The 21,572-nt window shown below is 63.6% G+C and carries 25 protein-coding genes; 14 read left to right on the top strand and 11 right to left on the bottom strand.

The window, feature by feature from the left end:
* The first annotated feature begins 103 nt into the window (after window positions 1–103).
* From C1A35_RS32185 to C1A35_RS32150, 8 genes are all read left to right on the top strand, one after another.
* The gene (locus C1A35_RS32185) at window positions 104–1,147 is read left to right on the top strand and encodes a 4-hydroxythreonine-4-phosphate dehydrogenase PdxA (protein WP_104668304.1); all 1,044 of its coding nucleotides are present in this window, start codon (window positions 104–106) and stop codon (window positions 1,145–1,147) included.
* A gap of 78 nt (window positions 1,148–1,225) precedes the next feature.
* Window positions 1,226–2,212: a Bug family tripartite tricarboxylate transporter substrate binding protein gene (locus tag C1A35_RS32180; RefSeq protein WP_104668303.1), complete on the top strand. Its 987-nt coding sequence runs from the start codon at window positions 1,226–1,228 to the stop codon at window positions 2,210–2,212.
* A 59-nt stretch (window positions 2,213–2,271) separates the two neighbouring features.
* Window positions 2,272–2,772, top strand: a complete 501-nt coding sequence (locus tag C1A35_RS32175; protein ID WP_104668302.1) for a tripartite tricarboxylate transporter TctB family protein — start codon at window positions 2,272–2,274, stop codon at window positions 2,770–2,772.
* A 134-nt stretch (window positions 2,773–2,906) separates the two neighbouring features.
* Window positions 2,907–4,445, top strand: coding sequence for a tripartite tricarboxylate transporter permease (locus tag C1A35_RS32170; protein WP_104668301.1), 1,539 nt, complete (start codon window positions 2,907–2,909; stop codon window positions 4,443–4,445).
* Between the two features lie 89 nt (window positions 4,446–4,534).
* Complete coding sequence (locus C1A35_RS32165; protein WP_104668300.1) at window positions 4,535–5,473, top strand: sugar phosphate isomerase/epimerase family protein; 939 nt, start codon at window positions 4,535–4,537, stop codon at window positions 5,471–5,473.
* 13 nt (window positions 5,474–5,486) lie between these two features.
* The gene (locus C1A35_RS32160) at window positions 5,487–7,205 is read left to right on the top strand and encodes a dihydroxyacetone kinase family protein (RefSeq protein WP_104668299.1); all 1,719 of its coding nucleotides are present in this window, start codon (window positions 5,487–5,489) and stop codon (window positions 7,203–7,205) included.
* Window positions 7,206–7,544: 339 nt separating this feature from the next.
* On the top strand, window positions 7,545–8,069 hold the full coding sequence (locus C1A35_RS32155) for a DUF992 domain-containing protein (protein ID WP_065773756.1): 525 nt from the start codon (window positions 7,545–7,547) through the stop codon (window positions 8,067–8,069).
* A gap of 236 nt (window positions 8,070–8,305) precedes the next feature.
* Complete coding sequence (locus C1A35_RS32150; protein ID WP_234823095.1) at window positions 8,306–8,854, top strand: DUF922 domain-containing Zn-dependent protease; 549 nt, start codon at window positions 8,306–8,308, stop codon at window positions 8,852–8,854.
* Window positions 8,855–8,882: 28 nt separating this feature from the next.
* On the opposite strand, the gene C1A35_RS32145 is transcribed toward C1A35_RS32150, so the two are convergent.
* The 9 genes from C1A35_RS32145 to phnG form a co-directional block, all read right to left on the bottom strand.
* Entirely contained in the window at window positions 8,883–9,419 is a 537-nt protein-coding gene (locus tag C1A35_RS32145) for a hypothetical protein (RefSeq protein ID WP_158665220.1), read from the bottom strand.
* A gap of 125 nt (window positions 9,420–9,544) precedes the next feature.
* Window positions 9,545–10,159, bottom strand: a complete 615-nt coding sequence (locus tag C1A35_RS32140) for a DapH/DapD/GlmU-related protein (protein WP_104668296.1) — start codon at window positions 10,157–10,159, stop codon at window positions 9,545–9,547.
* Complete coding sequence (gene phnL, locus C1A35_RS32135; protein ID WP_104668295.1) at window positions 10,156–10,863, bottom strand: phosphonate C-P lyase system protein PhnL; 708 nt, start codon at window positions 10,861–10,863, stop codon at window positions 10,156–10,158. The genes C1A35_RS32140 and phnL overlap by 4 nt, the downstream gene beginning before the upstream one ends.
* A 3-nt stretch (window positions 10,864–10,866) precedes the next feature.
* A complete protein-coding gene (gene phnK, locus C1A35_RS32130; RefSeq protein ID WP_104668294.1) occupies window positions 10,867–11,643 on the bottom strand; it encodes a phosphonate C-P lyase system protein PhnK in 777 nt (258 codons plus the stop codon).
* Window positions 11,640–12,518: an alpha-D-ribose 1-methylphosphonate 5-phosphate C-P-lyase PhnJ gene (locus C1A35_RS32125; protein WP_104668293.1), complete on the bottom strand. Its 879-nt coding sequence runs from the start codon at window positions 12,516–12,518 to the stop codon at window positions 11,640–11,642. Before C1A35_RS32125 ends, phnK begins: the two co-directional genes overlap by 4 nt.
* Window positions 12,515–12,793, bottom strand: a complete 279-nt coding sequence (locus tag C1A35_RS32120; RefSeq protein ID WP_104668292.1) for a hypothetical protein — start codon at window positions 12,791–12,793, stop codon at window positions 12,515–12,517. The genes C1A35_RS32125 and C1A35_RS32120 overlap by 4 nt, the downstream gene beginning before the upstream one ends.
* On the bottom strand, window positions 12,790–13,899 hold the full coding sequence (locus tag C1A35_RS32115; protein ID WP_104668291.1) for a carbon-phosphorus lyase complex subunit PhnI: 1,110 nt from the start codon (window positions 13,897–13,899) through the stop codon (window positions 12,790–12,792). The genes C1A35_RS32120 and C1A35_RS32115 overlap by 4 nt, the downstream gene beginning before the upstream one ends.
* Window positions 13,900–13,902: 3 nt before the next feature.
* Complete coding sequence (phnH, locus tag C1A35_RS32110) at window positions 13,903–14,511, bottom strand: phosphonate C-P lyase system protein PhnH (protein ID WP_104668290.1); 609 nt, start codon at window positions 14,509–14,511, stop codon at window positions 13,903–13,905.
* Window positions 14,511–14,978, bottom strand: coding sequence for a phosphonate C-P lyase system protein PhnG (gene phnG / locus C1A35_RS32105; protein WP_104668289.1), 468 nt, complete (start codon window positions 14,976–14,978; stop codon window positions 14,511–14,513). Before phnG ends, phnH begins: the two co-directional genes overlap by 1 nt.
* A gap of 108 nt (window positions 14,979–15,086) precedes the next feature.
* On the opposite strand from phnG, the gene phnF reads away from it, so the two are divergent.
* From phnF to C1A35_RS32090, 3 genes are all read left to right on the top strand, one after another.
* Window positions 15,087–15,818 (top strand): phosphonate metabolism transcriptional regulator PhnF, encoded by a 732-nt coding sequence (gene phnF / locus C1A35_RS32100; RefSeq protein ID WP_104668288.1) that lies wholly within the window; start codon window positions 15,087–15,089, stop codon window positions 15,816–15,818.
* Between the two features lie 169 nt (window positions 15,819–15,987).
* Window positions 15,988–17,382, top strand: a complete 1,395-nt coding sequence (locus C1A35_RS32095; RefSeq protein WP_104668287.1) for a selenium-binding family protein — start codon at window positions 15,988–15,990, stop codon at window positions 17,380–17,382.
* Window positions 17,383–17,418: 36 nt separating this feature from the next.
* The gene (locus C1A35_RS32090) at window positions 17,419–18,045 is read left to right on the top strand and encodes a hypothetical protein (RefSeq protein WP_104668286.1); all 627 of its coding nucleotides are present in this window, start codon (window positions 17,419–17,421) and stop codon (window positions 18,043–18,045) included.
* Between the two features lie 20 nt (window positions 18,046–18,065).
* On the opposite strand, the gene C1A35_RS32085 is transcribed toward C1A35_RS32090, so the two are convergent.
* Together C1A35_RS32085 and C1A35_RS32080 are read right to left on the bottom strand one after the other, a co-directional pair.
* Window positions 18,066–18,758: a glutathione S-transferase family protein gene (locus tag C1A35_RS32085; protein ID WP_104668350.1), complete on the bottom strand. Its 693-nt coding sequence runs from the start codon at window positions 18,756–18,758 to the stop codon at window positions 18,066–18,068.
* Between the two features lie 90 nt (window positions 18,759–18,848).
* On the bottom strand, window positions 18,849–19,439 hold the full coding sequence (locus tag C1A35_RS32080) for a VOC family protein (protein ID WP_104668285.1): 591 nt from the start codon (window positions 19,437–19,439) through the stop codon (window positions 18,849–18,851).
* Between the two features lie 276 nt (window positions 19,440–19,715).
* Here C1A35_RS32080 and C1A35_RS32075 point away from each other — a divergent pair, with 276 nt between their 5' ends.
* The 3 genes from C1A35_RS32075 to C1A35_RS32065 all read left to right on the top strand — a co-directional run bounded on the left by C1A35_RS32075 (window position 19,716) and on the right by C1A35_RS32065 (window position 21,563).
* Window positions 19,716–20,156, top strand: a complete 441-nt coding sequence (locus tag C1A35_RS32075) for a hypothetical protein (RefSeq protein WP_104668284.1) — start codon at window positions 19,716–19,718, stop codon at window positions 20,154–20,156.
* Between the two features lie 226 nt (window positions 20,157–20,382).
* On the top strand, window positions 20,383–20,973 hold the full coding sequence (locus C1A35_RS32070) for a hypothetical protein (protein WP_104668349.1): 591 nt from the start codon (window positions 20,383–20,385) through the stop codon (window positions 20,971–20,973).
* Complete coding sequence (locus tag C1A35_RS32065) at window positions 20,970–21,563, top strand: hypothetical protein (RefSeq protein WP_104668283.1); 594 nt, start codon at window positions 20,970–20,972, stop codon at window positions 21,561–21,563. Before C1A35_RS32070 ends, C1A35_RS32065 begins: the two co-directional genes overlap by 4 nt.
* Window positions 21,564–21,572 lie beyond the last annotated feature (9 nt).

Here is a 21,572-nt window from a genome sequence, read left to right as displayed (position 1 = left end):
CATCGTCAACAGAAAATGCTGCATACAGAATACAAAAGACTTGATGCAGAATTTTGAATAACGTATGACGGCTCTCGAAAGAATGAAGTGGAGGACATCTCTCATGACGACCAACGGTGCAGCCGGTAACGGCGCGCGTCCTGTCATTGCGCTCGCGATGGGCGATCCGGCAGGCATCAGCCCGGAACTGACGGCAAAGCTGTTGGCGCTTTCCGATATTGGCGAAGCCGCGCACATCATCACGATCGGAGACCGCCGCATTCTGGACGAGGGTGCCAAGGCTGCCGGCGTGACGCTCGATCTCGAGCCGTCGACGCTCGAAGATCTCGACAAAGCCGGAACGTCGCGCCACGTGTTCGTCGATCTCGCGCACCTCGATCCCGCTGACGTCGTTCGCGGCGAGGCGACGCTTGCCGGCGGCACTTTCGCCACCCGCAACTTCCGCACCGCCCTGGAACTGGCGCATGCCGGCAAGGCGGACGCCGTCTGCTTCACGCCCTTCAACAAGAAGGCGATGCGCTTTGCCTATCCGGGCTACGACGACGAGATCCGTTTCGTCGCCGACGTTCTCGGCTTCACCGGCAAGGTCCGCGAGTTCAACGTTCTCGAAAAAGTCTGGAACGCGCGCGTCACCTCGCACATTCCGCTCAAGGAAGTGGCCGATAACCTGTCCATCGACGGCATCATTGCCGAGCTCGAGCTGACCCAGGCCTGCCTCAAGGAGGCCGGTCATGAGGAGGCCAAGATCGCGGTTGCCGGTCTCAACCCGCATGCGGGCGACGGCGGCAGCTTCGGCATGGAAGAGATCGACATCATCGAGCCGGCCGTCGAAAAGGCCAAGTCGCTCGGCTTCAACGTCGAAGGACCGTTCCCGGCCGATACCGTCTTCGGGCGCGCGCTGAAGGAAGGCTATAACGCCGTCCTCACCATGTATCACGACCAGGGCCAGATCGCGATGAAGCTGATGGGCTTCGACAAGGGCGTGACCATGATGGGCGGGCTGCCTTTCGCGCTCTGCACGCCGGCCCACGGCACTGCCTACGACATCGCCGGCAAGGGTATTGCTGACGTCGGCGCCAGCCGCGAAGCACTGCTCTTGGCAGTGCGCATGGCGAAGAAAAAGGCCGCCCTCAAGGCTGCTGCCTGATTTCGTACGCTTTCAAGCAATACCGGCGCAGGAGGAGGTCTTGCGCCGCAGAACCACAAAAAAACGGGAGGACCCGACTTGAAGAATACCGTCTCCATCGCATGCATCATGGCAGCCGTTTTCGGTGTTGCCGCTCCGGCCGCCGCCTTCGAGCCCGACCGTCCGGTTGAATTCATCGTCACCGCCGGCCCTGGCGGCGGCACCGACATCTTCGCCCGCACGATCCAGGCGATCATCGGCAAGTACGAGCTGATGAAGGCTCCTGTTGTCGTCACCAACAAGGGCAGCGCCGGCGGCGCCGAAGGCTTCGTCTACGCGGCGACCAACAAGGGCGACGCCTACAAGCTGGCATTCGGCACCAATAACGCCTACCTGCTGCCGGTCCGCGCCAAGGTTCCCTACAAGGCTGAAGACCTGACGCCGGTTGCAGCGCTCGCTTCCGACGAGTTCGTCCTCTGGGTCAACGGCAAGGCTTCCTACAACACCGCAGCCGACTTTGCCGCCAAGGCCAAGGAAGGCGGCCTGAAGATCGGCGGCAGCCAGTCGAAGGACGTCGACCAGATCCTGACCTCGATGATCAACGAGGCGACCGGTGCGACCATCAACTACATCCCCTTTAAGAGCGGTGGCGAAGCAGCCGTCCAGCTCGCCGGCGAGCACCTCGACGCCAACGTCAACAACCCGAGCGAAAACCTCGGCCAGTGGCAGGCCGGCATGGTCAAGCCGCTCTGCGTCTTCAAGAGCGTCAAGCTTTCGAACGACACCAAGGTTGCCGGCGACAAGGCCTGGAGCGACATCCCGACCTGCAAGGAAACGGGCATCGCCATCGACAACTACTCCATGCCGCGCACCGTCTGGCTGCCGGCCGGCGTTGACCAGGATGTGGTCAAGTTCTATGCCGACCTGATGCGCAAGGTTTCCGAAACGCCGGAATGGGCGAAGTACCTCGCAGACACCTCGCAGTCGCCGTCCTACATCGCCGGTGACGACTTCAAGGCCGCCATCGAAATGGATGGCGAGGCTGTCGGCGAAGTGCTGAAGCGCGAAGGCTGGCTCGCCAACTAAGGCGGACATTGGGACGGGTGCCTTCGGGCACCCGTCATTCGCTTTGAAAGGTCACGATCATGAGCGAGAACGGTGCGAATGGGGTCTCCCGCTTCGCGGTTGAGCTTGGCGTTGCCGCACTGACCGGCGCCTTCGGCGCTGCGGTCTGCTACGGATCTCTCGATATCGGCGCGGGATGGACGGAGTTCGGTCCGGAAGCCGGCTATTTTCCCTTCTATGTCGGGCTTCTGATCCTTCTTGGAAGCGTCGCCAACGCGATCCACGCCTTCCTGAAACATCGCGGATCCGGCGAGATCTTCATCGACGGTCACCGCGTCAAGGTGGTGGGATCGTTCCTGCTGCCGCTGGTCGCCTTTGCCGGCGTTTCCGCCTGGCTCGGCCTCTATGTCGGAACCGCGCTCTACATCGCCGGGACCATGCTCTTCCAGGGGCGCTACAAATGGTGGATCGCGTTGCCGTCGGGCATCGCCGTTTCGCTGTTCTTCTTCATCGTATTCGAGTTCGGTTTCAAGGTTCCGCTGCTCAAGGGGCCGATCGAGGCCTGGTTCGGGATCTACTGATCCCGACGCCCAAGGCATGTCGCGCGAAAGTGCACCACGGTTTTGCGAAAACGACATGCAGAAAATCAAAGACTTAAAGCGAAGCGTGCGCATCCGAAGGATCGCGACGCGCTTTAAGCCCCGGGAGGAATGACATGGAAAATATCGGTCTTCTGATCGATGGCTTCGGCCACATCCTCAGCTGGAACCATATCCTGCTGATGATGATCGGCGTCACGCTCGGCATTCTGGTCGGCGTGCTGCCCGGCCTCGGGGCGCCGAACGGCGTTTCGCTGCTCTTGCCGCTGACTTTCTCGATGGACCCGATCTCCGCCATCATCCTGCTCTCCTGCATGTACTGGGGCGCACTCTTCGGCGGATCGACCACATCGATCCTGTTCAACATTCCCGGCGAACCCTCGTCGGTGGCGACCACGTTCGACGGCTATCCGATGGCCAAGGCCGGGCAGGCGAGCCGGGCGCTGACGCTTGCCTTCGTATCCGCCGGCATCGGCGCGCTTGCCGGCGTCGTGATGATCACCCTGCTTTCCGGCTGGGTCGCCAACTTCGCGCTGCGCTTCTCGTCGCCGGAATATTTCGCGGTCTACTTGCTCGCCTTTGCGAGCTTCATTTCGATGGGGGCGCAATCGCCCTTCAAGACGCTCGTCTCGATGATGCTCGGCTTCGCGCTTGCTTCGGTCGGCATGGACACGATTTCCGGCGACCTGCGCCTGACCTTCGACATCCCGACGCTGATCAAGGGCGTCAGCTTCCTGATCGCGGTCATGGGTCTCTTCGGCATCGGCGAACTTCTGCTGACGACGGAAGAGGGCCTGCGCTTCGAGGGCATCAAGGCGCGCGTCAAGCTTGCCGAGATCGGCCGCACGCTGATCGAGATTCCGCGCTACTGGTTCACGATCCTTCGCTCGACGATCATCGGCATCTGGATGGGCATCACGCCTGCCGGCCCGACCGCGGCCTCCTTCATGAGCTATGGCGTTGCCCGCCGCTCGGCCCGTGACAAGTCGATGTTCGGCAAGGGCGACCCGCGCGGCGTCGTCGCACCCGAGACCGCCGACCACTCGGCCGGCACCTCGGCGCTGCTTCCGATGCTGGCGCTCGGCGTTCCCGGCTCGGCAACGGCGGCCGTCATGATGGGCGGCCTGATGATCTGGGGCCTGACCCCCGGCCCGATGCTCTTTACCGAGCGTCCGGATTTCGTCTGGGGCCTGATTGCATCCATGTATCTCGGCAACGTTGTCGCCGTCTTCCTGGTGATCGCTACCGTTCCGCTCTATGCATCGATCCTGCGCGTGCCCTTTGCGATCATCGGCCCGATCATCGTCGCCGTCATCTTCTCCGGCGCCTATCAGGTGGCAAACTCGGTCTCCGACATCTTCATGGTCATCGGCTTTGGCGTGCTCGGCTACGTCTTCAAGAAGCTCGACTATCCGCTTGCGCCGCTGGTTCTGGCCATGGTGCTCGGCGACAAGGCTGAGGACGCCTTCCGCCAGTCGATGCTTCTTTCCGGCGGCACCCTGAACATCTTCTGGTCAAACCCGCTGGTTTCCTCTCTGATGGCGCTTGCTCTTGCCCTTCTGCTGTCGCCGCTTGTCTTCGGGCTGATCGGCCTCACCCGCAAGCGCAAGCCCGATGCGGCCACACCGCATGGCGACGGTAGCGCGGCGGCTTGACGGAGCCGCCGCACCCCAAACGAGCGCACCCGCAATAGCGCGGCGCGGTTTCCATTCGAAACTGCGTCGCAAATGGAGTGAGGAAAACCATGGCGAACCCAACGCGCAAATGGACCCGTGACACCTGGCCGATCGCGGCTGCGATGATCCAATATCCCAACATGCTTGCCGACGGCAGCTCGGTACAGGATCAGTCGGTCGAACAATGGGCCGAGACGCTGGCCGATGTCGTCGATGCGGGCTTCACCGAGCTCGACCCGACCGACAGCTGGATCCGGCTCGCCGATCTCTCGACCGCGCGGCGCGATGACTTCGTCAGGCTGACGCGCGAGCTCGGCCTTTCCATGCCGGCGATCTCGACCGCGCGCCGCAGTGTCATCGATCCGGACCATGGTGACGAATATCTGGCCTACGGCCACCGGGTTATCGATACCGCCGCAGCGATCGGCGCCGGCTCTGTTTCCTTCGGCTTCTTCGGGCCGCTGACCGAGGCACAGAAGAAGGCGCTCTGGTTCTGGACCGTCGACGGCGTCAAGAACCCGGACGATCCGGCGGTCTGGAGACAAGCGGTCGAGCGTATCCGCGAACTCGGCCGGCATGCGGAGGAACTCGGCATCGAGCTGGCGCTCGAAATGTATGAGGACACCTATATCGGCTCGGCCGACAGCGCAGTGCGCTTCGTCACCGATGTCGGCTTGCCGAATGTCGGCATCAACGCCGATCTCGGCAATCTCGTGCGCCTTCACCGCCCGGTTGAGCACTGGCAGCCGATGATGGCGAAGGTTGCGCCCTTCGCCAAATACTGGCACGTCAAGAACTACTACCGCACCGAGGATGAGACCTCGGGCCTGGTGGTTACGCATCCGGCGCCGCTGGAATTCGGCGTCATCAACTACCGCGCGGCGATCCGCATGGCATTGGCGCATGGCTTCGACAGCCCGTTCCTCTGCGAACATTACGGTGGCGACGGCCTCTCCGTCAGCGCCGCCAATCGGGACTATCTGAGGCGTATTCTGCCTCGCGACTAAGGGAAGAGACGCGATGACCACAATCTTTGACGCACCGGAAGAGTTTGCGACGACCGCGCTTGCCGGCTTCAGCTCGATCTACGCGCGCAATGTCCGTCTCGTGAAGGGCGGGGTCGTGCGCTCGACCAAGGTGCCGAAGGGCAAGGTCGCCGTCGTCGTCGGCGGTGGCTCCGGTCACTATCCGGCCTTTGCCGGTTATGTCGGCCCGGGCATGGCCGATGCGGCGGTCGCCGGTGATGTCTTCGCCTCGCCCTCGACCGCAGCGGTTGCCCGTGTCTGCCGGCTGGCCGATCAGGGAGGCGGCGTGCTGCTCGGCTTCGGCAACTATGCCGGCGACGTCTTGAACTTCGGCGTTGCCGCCGAGCGCCTGCGCGCCGAGGGCATCGACGTGCGCATCGTGCCGGTAACCGATGACGTCGCCAGTGCGTCCGCCGAAACGCCGGCCAAGCGCCGCGGCATCGCCGGTGACCTCGTCGTCTTCAAGATCGCCGGTGCGGCGGCGGAAGCGGGCCTCGGTCTCGATGACGTCGAGCGTATCACCCGTCTTGCCAACGACCGCACCGTGTCCTTCGGCGTCGCCTTCGGCGGCTGCACGCTTCCGGGTGCCAAGGCGCCGCTCTTCACAGTTCCGAAGGGCGAGATGGCGCTGGGTCTCGGCATCCACGGCGAGCCGGGCATCCGCGAGGAGAAAACGGTTTCGGCGAGCGAACTGGCCAAACTTCTGGTCGGAAAGCTGCTTGCCGAACGTCCGGCCGACGTTCACAAGGTTGCACCGCTCCTCAACGGCCTGGGTTCGACGAAGTATGAAGAACTCTTCGTGCTCTGGGTCGCGATCGAGAAGGAACTGAAGGCGGCGGGTCTCGAAATCGTCGATCCGGAATGCGGCGAGTTCGTCACCAGCTTGGACATGCAGGGCTGCTCGCTGACGCTGATGTGGCTAGACGAAGAGCTTGAGACCTACTGGCGCGCGGCCTGCGATGCGCCGGTGCTGCGCAAAGGTGCGATCATCGCGACGGAACCCGCGACCGATACGCTCACGGATGACGACGACGCCATTTCCTTCGCCCCTGCCTCCGAGGACTCCCGTCAAAGCGGGAAGTGCATCGCTCGGCTGATCGCCGAAGTCGCGGAAAGCTTGAAGCAGGCGGAAGACGAACTCGGCCGCATCGACGCCTTTGCCGGTGACGGCGACCACGGACAGGGCATGCGCCGCGGTTCGGCGGCGGCCGACGAAGCGGCAAGGGCGGCTGTCGCGGTCGGCGCAGGCGCTGCAAGCGTTCTGGCTGTGGCGGGTGACGCCTGGGCCGATCGGGCCGGCGGCACGTCGGGCGCGATCTGGGGTCTGTTGCTGCGCGCCTGGAGCAATGCCTTCAACGACGATGCAGCCCCGACCGAGGCGGCCATCGTCGACGGCGCACGCCGTGCGCTCGATGGCGTCACACGCCTTGGCCGCGCCCGTGTCGGCGACAAGACTCTGGTCGATGCGCTGGTGCCTTTCGTGGAAACCCTGGAGCGGGAATTTGCCGCCGGAAAACCGTTGATCGCGGCGTGGCAGGCCGCTGCCAAGGCTGCGACCGACGCCGCCGAGGCAACGTCGAGCCTGACGCCGAAGCTCGGCCGCGCCCGGCCGCTCGCCGAAAAGAGCATCGGCCATCCGGACGCCGGCGCCGTCTCGCTGGCACTGACGGCGCGTGTTGCCGGCGGCTTCCTGGCCCAGGCCGCAAAGGCCTAAGTGTCGCCATCTCCTGCGATCGGGCGGCGCCGTCGCCCGATCGGAAATTCTTGCTCCGCGTGACCGCCAGTTCCGCGCCAACCAGCGCCGCCGTCCCAAGCCGCGTGCCCGCTGGGGATCGGTAAGACGCTGCTGGCGCGCTTTTCCGTGGCTTTTTCAACACAATCTGCAGCATTGTTGGGGAAACCCGACCAATTTTATCATCTGCTAAAGGCTTGCCACGGAATTGCCCGATCGCGAGCTATGGCTTTGCTCTCCTGCAGCGTGCGCTATGTGCTTGAGTTCGTGTGCCGCCGGTCAAATGACAATCATTTCTGACGTTCCGAGAAGGAGACAAGAATGAAAAAGAGTTTTGCCGTAAAGGTGTCCGCAGCGTCTCTGGTTCTCGCTGGCGCGATCGCCGCAAACGCAGCCGATCTCGCGACAGTTCAACCGCAGCCTGAGCCCGACACCAGCAACGGCGTCAAGATCGGCTATCTCGATTGCAACATCGCTGGCGGCGTCGGCTATGTGCTCGGGTCCGCCAAGGAAGTCGACTGCGTCTTCCGCTCGACCATGGGCGCCGAAGCGTCCGACCATTATTCCGGCGCCATCCGCAAGATGGGTGTCGATGTCGGCTTCACGACGCAGAGCCGCCTGATCTGGGCCGTGTTCGCACCGACGGCCGGCTACCACCGCGGTTCGCTCGGCGGCCTCTACCAGGGTGCTACGGCCGAGGCGACGGTTGGTGCCGGCATTGGTGCCAACATCCTCGTCGGCGGCACCTCCGGTTCGATCCATCTGCAGACGGTCAGCGTGACCGGCCAGATCGGCCTCAACCTGGCGGCCACCGGCACGTCGATGACGCTGACGGCCGTCAACTAAGGTCGGTTGCGCGGCCCGTTGCACCTCCCACAACGGAGCGCCGACAGACCGGACAGGACGACAAAGGCACCGCGCGCCCAGATGGCCTGCGGTGCCTTTGTATTTTGACCTGTTGCCATCGGCCGATTCGCGTTTAAGGAATGCGGCGAGGATTCGCGCGCCGAAAAGGCGAACTTCGAGGGTTCGGATTGAACAAAAGCCTTTGCCTGGGCGTCGCTGCCCTTTGCCTCGCGTCCATGCCGCAGCTCGCATCTGCCGAATGGCAGCCGGTCGAGAAGGAGGCGCTCTACACCATCAACGGTCAGACGGGTGCCGAGCTCTACGCGTCGATCGGCGAACGCGGTCCGAAAGCCGGGATCGGCAGGGCGATCGCGCACACCAATTTCAAGCTGACCTGGACGCGGAAATACGAAGTACAGGGCGGCGCCTGTGTTCTGACGACCGCAAAGCCGAAGCTGATCATCACCTATACGCTGCCGAAGCCGGCAAAGCCGTTGCCCGCAGGCACGCGCGAGAACTGGGACATCTTCATCGACGGCGTGCGCAAGCACGAACTCGTGCACGGCGACTTCATCAAGGAGATGGTGCGCGCGATCGAGCAGGCGACGCTGGGTCTCAGCGTTCCAGATGACCCGAAATGCCGCAAGATCAGGACCGTCATGACCGAGCGCCTCGGTGCGCTCTCGCAGACGCAGCGCCAGCGCAGCCGCGACTTCGACCAGGTGGAGCTGACGGATGGCGGCAATATCCACCAGCTGATCCTGAGGCTTGTGAACGGGCCGTAGGGCCGTAGATTGTTCGGGTCAAGTCTCGTCAGTCTTTGCAGGATTCGAATCGAACATACGATGGGAGTGGAAAGATCTTCTCGGTTCGTTCGAAGGCGCTTAGGTTGTCCTTATCCTGCACTCGAATAGCTGCGTATTTTCCGCAACCCATGGAATAGGCCGTAAGTGCCCCAAACACCGTGTAGGCGATCTGCTCTCCTTCTCTGATCTGCTCAACTGCAAGAGGGAATGAGGCGCATTGTTCGTGCCCTTCGTTCGGCCTCATGCCATCCGTACTTTCGAGCTTCAGGTTGCACATGGGAACGACGTCGGAGCAATAGATTTCGCCGTCAACTGACCAAATCAGTTTGCCTTTCCGCCAGGTTTCGAAGCGTACGTCCGTTGCGCGAGGCGGCAGTTCTGTTGGCGGCACAACCTGATGCATAAATACCGTACGCGTCCCATCTTCATCGCCCCAGTCAAACGCGTACAGCGATTTTTCCGGCGGGCATGGCGTCGTTCCGGCATAGGTCATTCGCGGGCAAATCGCACATGCGGCAAGCAACACAATGCCAAGTCGTTTCACGGGTTCTGCTCCTGGGTGGCAGTGCCAACTGGGCGTTGTTCATCACCACTATCACTATCGTGAGGAGCTGATTCTCCGCAACCAGAGCGCCGAAACTGTGTCCGGCGCTCTGGTTTTTCAGTCGCTCAGGCATAACGCACCAGAAATTCCTCTGCCGTCAGCTCGCGAAAATCGTCGAGCGCGCGGCGCAGGCGCTGGTGGTCCCAGTCCCACCAGGAAAGCGCGTCCATGCGTTCGCCGATGCCGTCGTTGAAACGGGCACGGATGAGCTTGGCCGGCACACCGCCGACGATGGTGTAGGGCTCGACGTCCTTCGAGACGACTGCGCCGGCGCCGATCACCGCGCCATTGCCGACTGTGACGCCCGGCAGGATAGTGGCGCCGTGGCCGATCCAGACATCGTGGCCGATCGTCACCCGGTTCGACCGCCGCCAGGCGAAGAGGTCGTGGTCGAGTTCGGTATCGTCCCAGTAGTTGGGCGCGCGGTAGGTGAAGTGGTGCAGCGTCGCGCGCCAGGTCGGATGGTTGGTGGCGTTGATGCGCACGGCCGCGGCGATATTGACGAACTTGCCGATCGTCGCGCACCAGATCGAGCCGTCCTGCATGATGTAGGAGTAGTCGCCGAATTCGACCTCGTCGAGCCGCGAGCGCTCCTGGACCTCGGTGTAGCGGCCGAGCGTCGAATTGCTGACGCTCGCCGACGGGTGGATGAAGGGCTCGAGCCCGAGTTTCTGGCTCATGCGGCAGCCTTTCTGGGCGAGAAGGCCGAGACGTCGAGGATGCGGTCGGCAACGGCGTCGCGCACTTCCTCGTCGTGGAAGATGCCGATCAGCGCCGTGCCCTTGGCCTTCTTCGCGGCGATCAGCTCGACCACGACCGCCCTATTCTTCGCGTCGAGCGAAGCGGTCGGCTCGTCGAGCAAAAGGATCTTGTGGTCGGTGATGAAGCCGCGGGCGATGTTGACGCGCTGCTGTTCGCCGCCGGAGAAAGTCGCCGGCGGCAGGCCCCAGAGCTCGCGCGGGAGGTTCAGCTTGCTTAAGAGCTCGGCCGCGTGGGTGCGTGCCTCTTCGAGCGGCATGCCGCGGGCCTGCAGCGGCTCGGCGACAATGTCGAGGGAGGAGACGCGCGGCACGACCCGCAGGAACTGGCTGACATAGCCGAGCGTCGTGCGCCGGACTTCAAGCACGGTGCGTGGCTCGGCGGTCGCGAGGTTCACGAGCTTCCCGTCGTGATCCATCAGGATCTGGCCTTCGTCGACGCCATAATTGCCGTAGAGCATTTTCAGGATCGAACTCTTGCCGACGCCGGAGGGGCCGCCGAGAACGACGCATTCGCCGGCCTTGACCGAGAAGGAGACATTGGCGACGACGGGCCGGCGGACGCCGTCACGCAGGTGCATGGTGAAGCTTTTTGCGACTTCGGAAACAACGAGGGGAGTTGCCATGATTTACACCTGCAGGATCGAGGAGACGAGGAGCTGGGTATAGGGCTCGCGCGGATCGTCGAGCACGCGGTCGGTCAGCCCCTGTTCGATGACGGCGCCGTCCTTCATCACCATCATGCGGTGCGAGAGGAGACGGGCGACGGCGAGGTCGTGGGTGACGATGATCGCCGCAAGGCCGAGGTCGTGCACGAGGCCGCGCACCAGATCGAGCAGGCGCGCCTGCACCGAAACGTCGAGACCGCCGGTCGGCTCGTCCATGAAGACGAGGCGGGGGGAGGTGACGAGATTGCGGGCAATCTGCAGGCGCTGGCGCATGCCGCCGGAAAAGGCGCGCGGCTGGTCGTCGATGCGGTCGACGCCGATTTCCACCCGCTGCAGCCAGTCGCTGGCGGTAGCGCGGATATTGCCGTAGTGGCGATCGCCGACGGCCATCAGCCGTTCGCCGACATTGGCGCCGGCAGACACGGTCATGCGCAGGCCGTCGGCCGGGTTCTGGTGCACGAAGCCCCAGTCGGTGCGCATCAGAAAGCGGCGCTCGGCCTCGCCCATGCGTGCGAGGTCACGGTATTGGCCGTCGCGCATGTGGTATTCGACGATGCCCGAGGTCGGCATCAGCCGGGTCGAGAGGCACGACAGAAGCGTCGTCTTGCCCGAGCCGGATTCGCCGACGATGGCGAGCACTTCGCCCGCATAGAGATCGAAGGAGACGTTGCGGCAGCCGATGCGGCTTCCGTAGAACTTCGAGACGTCGTTCACTTTCAGGAGCGGGAGCGTACTCATTCTGCGGCTTCCTTTCGGGCGAGCATGTGACCTTGATGGCCGCAGGCGCGGCGGTCTTCGCAATGGTCGGTGTCGGAGCAGACGAACATGCGCCCGCCCTTGTCGTCGAGGATCACCTCGTCGAGATAGACGTCTTCGGCGCCGCAAAGCGCGCAGGGCTTGTCGAAGCTCTGGATCTCAAAGGGATGATCGTCGAAGTCGAGGCTGACCACGTCGGTATAGGGCGGTACGGCGTAGATCCGCTTTTCGCGGCCGGCGCCGAACAGCTGCAGTGCCTCCGACATGTGCATCTTCGGATTGTCGAACTTCGGCGTCGGGGACGGGTCCATCACGTAGCGGCCCTCGACCTTGACCGGATAGGCATAGGTCGTGGCGATATGGCCGTTGCGGGCGATGTCCTCGTAGAGCTTCACATGCATCAGCCCGTATTCCTCGAGCGCATGCATCTTGCGTGTCTCGGTCTCGCGCGGTTCGAGGAAACGCAGCGGCTCCGGGATCGGCACCTGGTAGACGAGGGTCTGGCCTTCGGTCAGCTTCTCCTCCGGAATGCGGTGGCGCGTCTGGATGATCGTCGCCTCCTTCGTCCGGGTGGTGACCGCGACATTGGCGACCTTCTGGAAGAAGGCGCGGATCGAAACCGCGTTGGTGGTGTCATCGGCACCCTGGTCGATGACCTTCAGGACGTCGTCCGGGCCGAGGATGGCAGCCGTGACCTGAACGCCGCCGGTGCCCCAGCCATAGGGCATTGGCATTTCACGCGACGCAAAAGGAACCTGGTAGCCGGGGATGGCGATCGCCTTCAGGATCGCGCGCCGGATCATGCGCTTCGTCTGTTCGTCCAGGTAGGCAAAATTATAGGTGGCAAGGTCGTTCATCGCCGATTACCCTTGAGTGTGTCGACCGCTGATGGGGCCAGGATTTGAGCGAGATTTTCGTCTGGGTGGTTGGGATCTTCGTCGTGTGTTCCGCGGTTGCCGGCCTGTTCGGCATTGCTCGTCGGCCAGCGCGCGAGCCGGATATCCGAAAGCGCAAGAACGACGGCGGGGGTGACGCCGGTGGTGTCTATGCCGGTGACGGCGGCGATTGCGGCGGCGGGGACGGTGGCGGCGACTGAACGGTCGCCAGCCAAGGAGACGGCTTGCGCGATCATTCTGCCGCCTCCCGCTGTTCCTTCGGCGTTTCGCCAGAGTTCGCCGCCTCGTAGTCGCGGCGCATGCGGCGAACGAGATCGAGTTCGGCCTGGAAGTCGACATAGTGCGGCAGCTTCAGGTGCTCGACGAAGCCGGTCGCCTGGACGTTGTCGGCGTGCGAAATGACGAATTCCTGATCCTGGGCGGGAGCGACGATGTCCTCGCTGAACTCGTCGGTCCTGAGCGCCCGGTCGACCAGCGACATCGACATCGCCTTGCGTTCGCTCTGGCCGAAGACGAGGCCGTAGCCGCGGGTGAACTGCGGCGGCTGCTTGGCCGAACCCATGAACTGGTTGACCATCTGGCATTCGGTGACGCGGACCGTACCGAGCGAGACGGCGAAGCCGAGTTCCGGCAGATCGAGCTCGACCTCCACCTCGCCGATGCGCACTTCGCCAACGAAGGGGTGGGTGCGGCCGTAGCCACGCTGGGTGGAATAGGCGAGCGCCAGCAGGAAGCCTTCATCCCCGCGGGCAAGCGCCTGCAGGCGCAGGTCACGCGCCATCGGAAACTCCATCGGCTCGCGGGTGAGGTCGCCCATGACGTGACCTTCGGGCATCTGGCCGTCACCCTCGATCAGGCCTTCGCCGTCGAGAATGTCGGAGACGCGCATCACATGCTCGCCGGGCTCCTTGACCGCGGGTTCTTCGACCGTTTCGTCGGCGATCAGCGACGGGTCGAGCAGGCGGTGGGTGTAGTCGAAGGTCGGTCCGAGAAGCTGGCCGCCGGGCAGATCCTTGTAGGTCGCCGACACGCGGCGCTCGACCTTCATGCTGGCGGTATCGACGGGCTCGGAATAGCCGAAGCGCGGCAGCGTCGTGCGATAGGCGCGCAGGATGAAGATCGCCTCGATCATGTCGCCGCGCGCCTGACGGACGGCAAGGGCTGCGAGCGCACGGTCATAGAGCGAGGCTTCCGCCATCACCCGGTCGACCGCAAGGCCGAGCTGCTCGACCACCTGGTCGATGGTGATCGAGGGAAGGTTGCGATCGCCGCGGCGGCGATCGGCGAGAAGGCGGTGGGCATTGGCAATGGCGGCTTCCCCGCCCTTGACGGCTACATACATGGGTCACGCTTCCTTCTGCGAAAGACGGGTGGTGCGCGGCAGGCAGACGAGCTTGTCGCCGGCCGTCAGCACGAGATCGACGCCGCGCGGAAAGACCGCGCGATTGGCGTTCCAGAATTCGAGGAAGACATCCGGCAGGCCCTTTACCGCAATATCCGTCTCGTCCTTGATGCCGGGGCCCTTGGCGGTCAGAACCGGGCCGCCGGTCAGTGCCTCGACCTCGATGACGAGCGTCGTCGAGCGATCCGGATATTCCTGGGTGCCGAGCGAGAACTGGTCGAAACCGGGGAAGGCGGCACCCTTTTCGATGAAGGCGAAGCGGGCGTCGGTCTTGCTGCAGGTGACCTGAGCACCCGTATGAAAGGCGATCCATTGCGGAGCGGCCGATTTGGCGAGCGTCGGCGTCAGCCAGACGGGCGTGTCGTGGTCGCACAAGGTCAATGCCACAGCGCCTGCGGCTGAGGCCAGCGGGGCGGGAGGCGTGCTCGCCGCCTCGAGGCGCTTGATCGTGCCGGGGCGGGCAAAGCCGTCCATCAGGTGGCGGAAACCCGACTGGGCGGCAAAGACCGGATCGGCGAAGGCGCCTGCGTAGATCTGCGATTGGCTGGCCATCAGTCGTCTCCCCGGACCATGGTGAAAAAGTCGACGCGGGTGGCCGCAGTCTCTTCGGCCTTGCGGCGTTCTTCCTTCGAAAGCCGCTCGGCCACGCGGCCAAGCAGAGCCTCGACCTCGGCCCTGTTGCCGTCACGCTGGGAAAGCGCATCGAAGATGGCTGCAAGCCGAGCGCGCTCCTTGTCGGTTCCGAGCAACTGCCCGTGGCCGATTTCGCCGGTCGACAGACGGATGGTGGCACGCGACACCGTCGCTTCGCCGAGATTGAAGGGATCGCCGGCGCCGCCGATGCGGCCACGCACCATGACGAGACCGGTTTCCGGACCGCGGACCGGATGAACTTCGGGCTTGTCGGCAAGCGCTTCCCAGGCGGCGTCGAGCTCGCCGAGCGTTGCGCGGGCGAGCAGCCCCATGGCGTTCTTGCGCGCCGGATCCGGCGGGCTTTCCTGTTTCAGCTTCGCATCCATCATCTTCACCTCAAATGTCTATTGATCTAGACAACTATACATCTTATACTTTTTCATAACGGCGGCAAATGACAGGCTTGTGACATGCCAATGCGAAAAGACACGGCAATGCGAAAAGTGGTGGAGCGCCAGACGGGCGTCGCCTTGTGGCGGCAGATTGCCGACCGGATCCGCCTGGCAATCAGCAACGGCGACTATGACGCGACCGGCATGGTGCCGCCGGAAACGGTGCTTGCCGGAGAGTTTGGCGTCAACCGGCATACGGTGCGAAGCGCGTTGGCAGCGCTTGCCGAGGAAGGCCTCGTTCGCGCCGTCCAGGGACGCGGCACAATGATCGAGCGCAAGGAGCGGGTGAGCTACCCGATCTCCAAGCGCACGCGATTCTCGCAAGGTCTCGGTCACCAGGTGAAGGAGATCGGCACGCAGCTGCTCGGCCATGCCGAATTGCCGGCAACGAGCGAGGTCGCAAAGGCGCTCGGCCTTTCTCCCGGCGATCCGGTGACCGAGCTTCGGACCGTCAGCAGCGGCGACGGCCGTCCGCTGTCTGTGTCGTCGAGTTACTATCCGGCGCATCGCTTTCCACGCATGGCCGAGGAATTCGAGCGGCTCCACTCCGTCACCAAGGCCTTCGCCGCGCACGGTCTGGATGATTATGTGCGTGTTTCGACCGAGATCGTCGCCCGGCACGCCGACGCGGAGGAGCTTTCGATGCTGAAGCTTTCGCCGGGCGCAATCGTGCTCGAAGCCCAGTCGCTCAACGCCGATCTCGACGGTAGGCCGGTGGAGTATTCCCGCAGCCGGTTTGCGGCCGACAGGATGAAGCTGAAGATCGAGACCTGAGTCCGCCAGCCGAGCCGATGCCAATGGCGATAAAGCCACGCCCCGCCTTGGCGTCACGTGTCCCGTCAGGAAATAAGGCAAAGGCCGCATTTCCGACGCGTTTTTGCCGCATCACCAAAGCCTGCATCAGGAACCGCGCATTCGGGAATTCTCTAAAGGGAGAATGGCAATGGCGACGTGGCGACCCGATCCTTCCTTCTATCCATCACCGCGCATGGCGGCCAAGGCTCCAAAGGAGACGCTCGCCTATGTGGCGGCGTTCGATCCGGAGCGAAGGCGGCCGGACGCAATCGCCGTCGTCGACGTCGATCCGGCGTCGTCGAGCTATTCGCAGATCGTCGGGCAGGTCGAGATGCCGAATGTCGGCGACGAGTTGCATCATTTCGGCTGGAACGCCTGCTCTTCGTGCCTGTGCCCCAACGCGCCGCATCCGCATGTCGAGAGGCGCTATCTGGTGGTGCCGGGCCTGCGATCTTCGCGTCTCCACATCATCGACACCAAGCCGGACCCGCGCAATCCGAAGATCGTGCGGGTGATCGAGCCCTCGGAAATCGCCGAGAAGGCCAACTATTCAAGGCTGCACACCACCCATTGCGGGCCTGAGGGCATCTACGTCAATGCGCTCGCCGATCGCGACGGCAAGGCGCCGGGCGGTATCTTCCTGCTCGACCATCAGAGTTTCGATGTGCTCGGACAATGGGAAATGGACCGGGGACCGCAGCAGCTCGCCTATGATTTCTGGTGGCACCTCGGCCACGACACGATGATCACCAGTGAGTGGGGCACGCCGGATACGTTCGAGAACGGGCTGGTTCCCGAGGTTCTGCTCGGTTCGAAATACGGACGCCGGTTGCATTTCTGGGACCTGCACAAGCGCAAACATGTGCAGGAGATCGATTTTGGCGAGGAGCATCAGCTCGTTTTCGAATTGCGCCCGGCCCATGATCCGACCAAGGCCTATGGCTTCGTCGGTTGCGTCATCAGCCTCAAGGACCTCTCGGCGTCGATCTGGACCTGGTATCGCGACGGCGAACGATGGGCCGTGAAGAAGGTGATCGAGATTCCGGCCGAGCCGGCCGATCCGGACCTGCTGCCGCCGGTGCTGAAAGGGTTCAGCGCGGTTGCGCCGCTCGTCACCGACATTGACCTGTCGATGGACGACCGCTTCCTCTACGTCTCCTGCTGGGGGACCGGCGACATGATCCAGTACGACGTCTCCGACCCCTTCGCGCCGAAGGAGACGGGCCGGGTGCGGATCGGCGGCATCGTTTCGCGCGCGAGCCATCCAAAGGCGAAAAACGGCGCGCTGAACGGCGGGCCGCAGATGGTGGAGATCAGCCGCGACGGCAAGCGGGTCTATTTCACCAACTCGCTCTATGGCGCCATCGATCCGCAGTTCTATCCCGAAGGCATCGACGGCTGGATGGTCAAGCTCGATGTCGCCGACAACGGCGGAATAGCCTTCGATGAAAAGTTCTTTGTCGACTGGCCGAAGGGCCATCGTCCGCATCAGGTTCGCCTCGAAGGTGGCGACTGCTCGTCCGATTCCTATTGTTATCCGTGAGGAGGAGGGCGCAGTGCAGCAGCCCGGTCACGGCGAATGACGACGGTCTGGCCCTGGCTCTCGCTTGCCGGCCTCGGCGCCTTTCATGGTCTCAATCCGGCGATGGGCTGGCTGTTTGCCGTGGCGCTCGGGCTTCATCGCCAGAGCAGCCGGGTTGTCTGGCTGTCCCTTGGGCCGATCGCGCTTGGCCACGCGATTTCCGTCGCCATCGTGCTCGCGGTGGTCGCGGCGTTTGGCTCGACGCTGGATCCGGACAGCTTCAGGATGGCCGCGGCTGTGCTCATTCTGGGGGCCGCCGGCTACACTGCTTTCTATGGCCATCGCCATCGCGTGCGGATCGGGATGCGGACCGGCATGGCGGGCCTGGTACTCTGGTCCTTCCTGATGGCGACGAGCCACGGGGCCGGCCTGATGCTGGTGCCAGCGGTCCTTAGCCTCTGCCTCGCGGGTCAGGCGGATGCGCTGGCGATGGCAAGTTCGCTGCCGATCTCGCTCGCCGCCGTCGCAGTCCACAGCATTGCGATGCTCGCTGTCACAGCGGCGCTCTCGCTTGCCGTCTTCGCCTGGTTCGATCTCGCGGTTCTGCGTTCCACCTGGATCAACTTCGATCGCCTCTGGACGCTCGCGCTCGGAGCGACCGGCGTCGCACTCCTCCTTCAATGACCTCGATCGCAGCCGCCGACCTATTGCCGCTGCGATTTCACATAGGCGATATAGCCGCGGACGTCGGCGGCGGGCTCCGTATAGGCGGCCCCGAGCGTTCGTTCGATGCTTGCCATGTAAGCCTTTGCCCAGCCCGGCAGGTCATAGTCGATCGCGGCCAGGAACTCGAGCGTTGCGGCGAGCCGGATATCGGCGATCGAGGGCCTGGCGCCACCGATGAAGGGCTTGTCGCCGATATAGAACGCGCGGAAAACGTCGAGCGGTTCGGCAAGGGCCGCAACCGCCGCCTGGCGGGCGATCTCCTTCGTCGCCGCATCGGCATCGCTGCAGCCGACTTCACCTGCGTAAAGCGGAAAGTTCAGGGTCGGATAGGTGGCGCGGGCGAGATACGGATAGAATGTGCCGATCAGATAGAACATGGCGCTGTCGACCATGGCGCGGGCTTCCGGGCCCTTTGGGTAAAAGTCATCAAGCCCATGTTTGTTGCACAGGTACTGCATGATGGCGCAGCTTTCCCAAAGCGCGCCTTTGGGCAGATCCGCCGTCTCGATCATCGGTGTCAGATGCGATGGCGCTCGCGCCAGATATTCGGGTGAGCGCGTCTGGCCATAGACATCGTTTTCACTGAAATCGAGCTTGGCCGCTCTCAGAAACACGCGCGCCGTCATGTTGTTGACGCTGGGTTTGATGACGTTGAGCTGGATTGCTGACATGGTCTCCTCCCTGTCGAACGCCATACTTCCGACGCTGGCTCCCGCGTCGGCGCTCAGGCGCATTTTGAGCTGCACAATCCTCAGATGGCACTATCGCCGACCGAAAGGGTCCTTCGGCGAGCGATCGGGCGAAAGCGTCGGCCGGGTCCGCTCGACCAGTGCCTCGATCGCATCGGCCAGATGAACCTCGGCGATGTTGTAGTCGCCGCGTGCGACCCTGACCTTGTGGGCCTCCATTAGCACCTCGGCGTGGGTATGACCTGGTGGTGGTTCAAAGCGATAGGAGGCGAGCTCGACGAGAAGCCCGAGAGGGTCCTCGAAGTAGATCGAATCCATGAAGCCGCGATCCTTGACGCCGCTGTGCCTGATCTTTCGCTCGTCGAGCCGTTCCACAGCCTGGGTGAATGTCGCGCGCGAAACGGCAAAGGCGATGTGGTGAACACAGCCCATGTCCGTCGCGGTACGCTCGGGATCGGGCGTGCGGTTCTCGTCCGTGAAGACGGTGATCAGGCGGCCATCGCCGGGATCGAAATAGAGATGGCTTTCGCTCGCCCGGTCGAGGTTCGGCTGCTCGAAAATGAAGGGCATGCCGAGAAGCCCCTCCCAGAAGTCGATCGATGTCTGCCGGTCCGCCCCGACAAGCGTGATGTGGTGAACGCCTTGCGATTGCAGTTTTCGCATTGCCGGCCTCCCCGGTTCGGCGGAGGATACGGGCCGAGCGGCTGGTCGCCCCGCTTTCCGCCTCGTGCAATTGTCGCCCGTCGCAAGCAGAAGGCAAGCGCCAATCACGGGTGGGTCGAGACGTTGGTAATCGCAAGCCTCTCACGTGGCCGCTGCGGCGATGCACAGCTTTGCGGCCGCCTGATCTTGACCGCCTGCGATTTGGTTGTTTTCTTGCGCGTCGCAATCATTGCATGTGTAGAGTTCCGTTAACAGGTGCGATCAGGGAGTGGAAGAATGAAGTTGCTGTACGGGGCCGGTGTCGCCGGCCTGTTGCTTCTTTCGTCTGCCGCCGCCGTCAGGGCCGACGGCGATCCTTTTTCCGGACAGTGGCGGCAACTGACCTCGACGGCCGGGCAATGCGACATATGCTATATCGGCATCGTCAGGCACGGCGACCTCTTGACCGTCAGCAGCAACAACGGCTGGCAGGCCGTGGCGAACATCGAGCGCTTCGCCGATCTGCAGCTTGCCGCCGGCAAGGGGGCGTGGAAGCCGACCGTTTCCGGCGCCTATGGCGGCAGAAGCTTCGGCATCCAGTTCGTTCGGCGCGGCGGGCAATTGCAGATGTTCATGGTGGTGTCGCGAGGGGACGGGGCGCCCATGTCCATCCGCGCGACCTTCGAGAAAAAGCATCCGGCTTCCGAGGAGCCGGCGACAGAGATGCACCGCATCTGACCCAACGCGTGCGCCTCGCTGGCCCGACGGCGGCAATGGCTGCCCGCGCTGTTTACACGGCACATGGTTTCGTTCCGACGCTCCAGTATTCCACATTCGAGCTTTCGTTCTGAGGTCGCGTCCGCGGCAGCAACCGTATTCGCCGCGCCCGTTTTGATTTCCCCGGCAAACTTTCCTATCTTCCGGTTGCAGTATGCGCAGGGTGCGTGGAGGAGAGATGCCGGTCATGCGGCGGTCGAAGATCAGGCGGCGCCTGTTGGTCATGCTTGTCACTGGTATCGGTGGCATGGCAGCGGCGGCGATTTCGTTTGCCTCGGCGGTTTACGACGCAGCCAACCCGGTCGCCGTTCCGACGATCGGCAAGGGCCAGACCGTCGACACCGGCCGGTGGCGGGTGACGATCAACGACGCCCATATGTCGTCAACGCCGCCGACCGGGACCAAACCGTTCGAGCCGAAACGGTTCCTGCTGGTGGACCTCGAACTCGACAACCGCTCCATGGCCAGCAGCAATGCCTTCATGAACCTGATCACGATCAAGGATGAAGGCGCTCCGCTGCAGCCGAAGCCCACCTATTACCTGGCGCGGGACAAGTGGATCGCGAGCGCAATCAATCCGAACATGCCGGAAAAGCTTATCGCCGTCTGGGAATGGCCGGCGGACCGCCCGGAACCGGAGACGCTTTCGCTCTCGATCGGCAAACAGATCTACAAGCCGCGCGACAACCTCTACGGCGCACCCAATTGGTTCGGTGACGGCGAAGCTGCCGTGGTGGCACTGGCGGTCGCGCAAGCTGCGGAGCCGACGGAGCAATGATATCGGCTCTCCGCACGCTGCTGCTCTGTGCGCTTGCGATTGCAATGCTCTATGCGATGCGAGAGAGCATGCCCGGCTACGGCGACATCACCGCGCCGATCGCCGTTCGCGGTGCGGTCGGCGAACGGGTGGAAACCCAAGACTTCGCCTTCGGCGCTGCCAGCGTACACCTGGCGCGTGCAGTCAAGGTCGAGAGCTTCGGGCGCGTCAAGGACTATTCCACATCAGGTGTCTGGCTGATCATCGAGGGCGCGGCCGTCGCCAAGACGGAAACGATGACGTTGATGTCGGCGGAGTGGCAGGCAGGCAATGGCGTGCGTTACGCGCTCAGCCAGCGGTTCTCGACCGTGTCCGGCTATCTGCCGACGGAACGGCTCGAACCGGGCCTGCCGAGGCCTGTGCTCCTTGCCTTCGAACTTCCCGAGACGGCCGTGGACAAAGGCACGCTGCTTGTCGCCCGCAGCCTGGTGATGCCGCTCGCCGAGGAACTCTCGATTGCGCTCGGAGACCGGAAACCGACCGAAATCAAACCGTCCGTCACCATTTCCCGCAGCGCCGGCGGTGCGCCCTGGACGTTGGCCGCGCGCTGAGGAGGCCGC

The organism is Ensifer adhaerens, from assembly GCF_002940685.1.
GTDB lineage: Bacteria > Pseudomonadota > Alphaproteobacteria > Rhizobiales > Rhizobiaceae > Ensifer > Ensifer adhaerens_E.
The sequence above is the reverse complement of the archived record's forward strand: the minus strand, read 5'-3'. Positions and strand labels throughout refer to the sequence as shown.

Bases quoted from the DNA above. Each gene is read 5' to 3' on its own strand.
- C1A35_RS32070 (WP_104668349.1), top strand. From the start codon at position 20,383: ATGCGGCGGTCGAAGATCAGGCGGCGCCTGTTGGTCATGCTTGTCACT.
- C1A35_RS32165 (WP_104668300.1), top strand. From the start codon at position 4,535: ATGGCGAACCCAACGCGCAAATGGACCCGTGACACCTGGCCGATCGCG.
- C1A35_RS32115 (WP_104668291.1), bottom strand. From the start codon at position 13,899: ATGTATGTAGCCGTCAAGGGCGGGGAAGCCGCCATTGCCAATGCCCAC.
- C1A35_RS32150 (WP_234823095.1), top strand. From the start codon at position 8,306: ATGCCGCAGCTCGCATCTGCCGAATGGCAGCCGGTCGAGAAGGAGGCG.
- C1A35_RS32175 (WP_104668302.1), top strand. From the start codon at position 2,272: ATGAGCGAGAACGGTGCGAATGGGGTCTCCCGCTTCGCGGTTGAGCTT.
- C1A35_RS32120 (WP_104668292.1), bottom strand. From the start codon at position 12,793: ATGATCGCGCAAGCCGTCTCCTTGGCTGGCGACCGTTCAGTCGCCGCC.
- C1A35_RS32085 (WP_104668350.1), bottom strand. From the start codon at position 18,758: ATGTCAGCAATCCAGCTCAACGTCATCAAACCCAGCGTCAACAACATG.
- C1A35_RS32185 (WP_104668304.1), top strand. From the start codon at position 104: ATGACGACCAACGGTGCAGCCGGTAACGGCGCGCGTCCTGTCATTGCG.
- phnK (WP_104668294.1), bottom strand. From the start codon at position 11,643: ATGAGTACGCTCCCGCTCCTGAAAGTGAACGACGTCTCGAAGTTCTAC.
- C1A35_RS32075 (WP_104668284.1), top strand. From the start codon at position 19,716: ATGAAGTTGCTGTACGGGGCCGGTGTCGCCGGCCTGTTGCTTCTTTCG.
- phnL (WP_104668295.1), bottom strand. From the start codon at position 10,863: ATGGCAACTCCCCTCGTTGTTTCCGAAGTCGCAAAAAGCTTCACCATG.
- C1A35_RS32080 (WP_104668285.1), bottom strand. From the start codon at position 19,439: ATGCGAAAACTGCAATCGCAAGGCGTTCACCACATCACGCTTGTCGGG.
- C1A35_RS32090 (WP_104668286.1), top strand. From the start codon at position 17,419: ATGACGACGGTCTGGCCCTGGCTCTCGCTTGCCGGCCTCGGCGCCTTT.
- C1A35_RS32140 (WP_104668296.1), bottom strand. From the start codon at position 10,159: ATGAGCCAGAAACTCGGGCTCGAGCCCTTCATCCACCCGTCGGCGAGC.
- C1A35_RS32155 (WP_065773756.1), top strand. From the start codon at position 7,545: ATGAAAAAGAGTTTTGCCGTAAAGGTGTCCGCAGCGTCTCTGGTTCTC.
- C1A35_RS32065 (WP_104668283.1), top strand. From the start codon at position 20,970: ATGATATCGGCTCTCCGCACGCTGCTGCTCTGTGCGCTTGCGATTGCA.
- phnH (WP_104668290.1), bottom strand. From the start codon at position 14,511: ATGGCCAGCCAATCGCAGATCTACGCAGGCGCCTTCGCCGATCCGGTC.
- C1A35_RS32170 (WP_104668301.1), top strand. From the start codon at position 2,907: ATGGAAAATATCGGTCTTCTGATCGATGGCTTCGGCCACATCCTCAGC.
- C1A35_RS32160 (WP_104668299.1), top strand. From the start codon at position 5,487: ATGACCACAATCTTTGACGCACCGGAAGAGTTTGCGACGACCGCGCTT.
- C1A35_RS32095 (WP_104668287.1), top strand. From the start codon at position 15,988: ATGGCGACGTGGCGACCCGATCCTTCCTTCTATCCATCACCGCGCATG.
- phnG (WP_104668289.1), bottom strand. From the start codon at position 14,978: ATGGATGCGAAGCTGAAACAGGAAAGCCCGCCGGATCCGGCGCGCAAG.
- phnF (WP_104668288.1), top strand. From the start codon at position 15,087: ATGCGAAAAGTGGTGGAGCGCCAGACGGGCGTCGCCTTGTGGCGGCAG.
- C1A35_RS32125 (WP_104668293.1), bottom strand. From the start codon at position 12,518: ATGAACGACCTTGCCACCTATAATTTTGCCTACCTGGACGAACAGACG.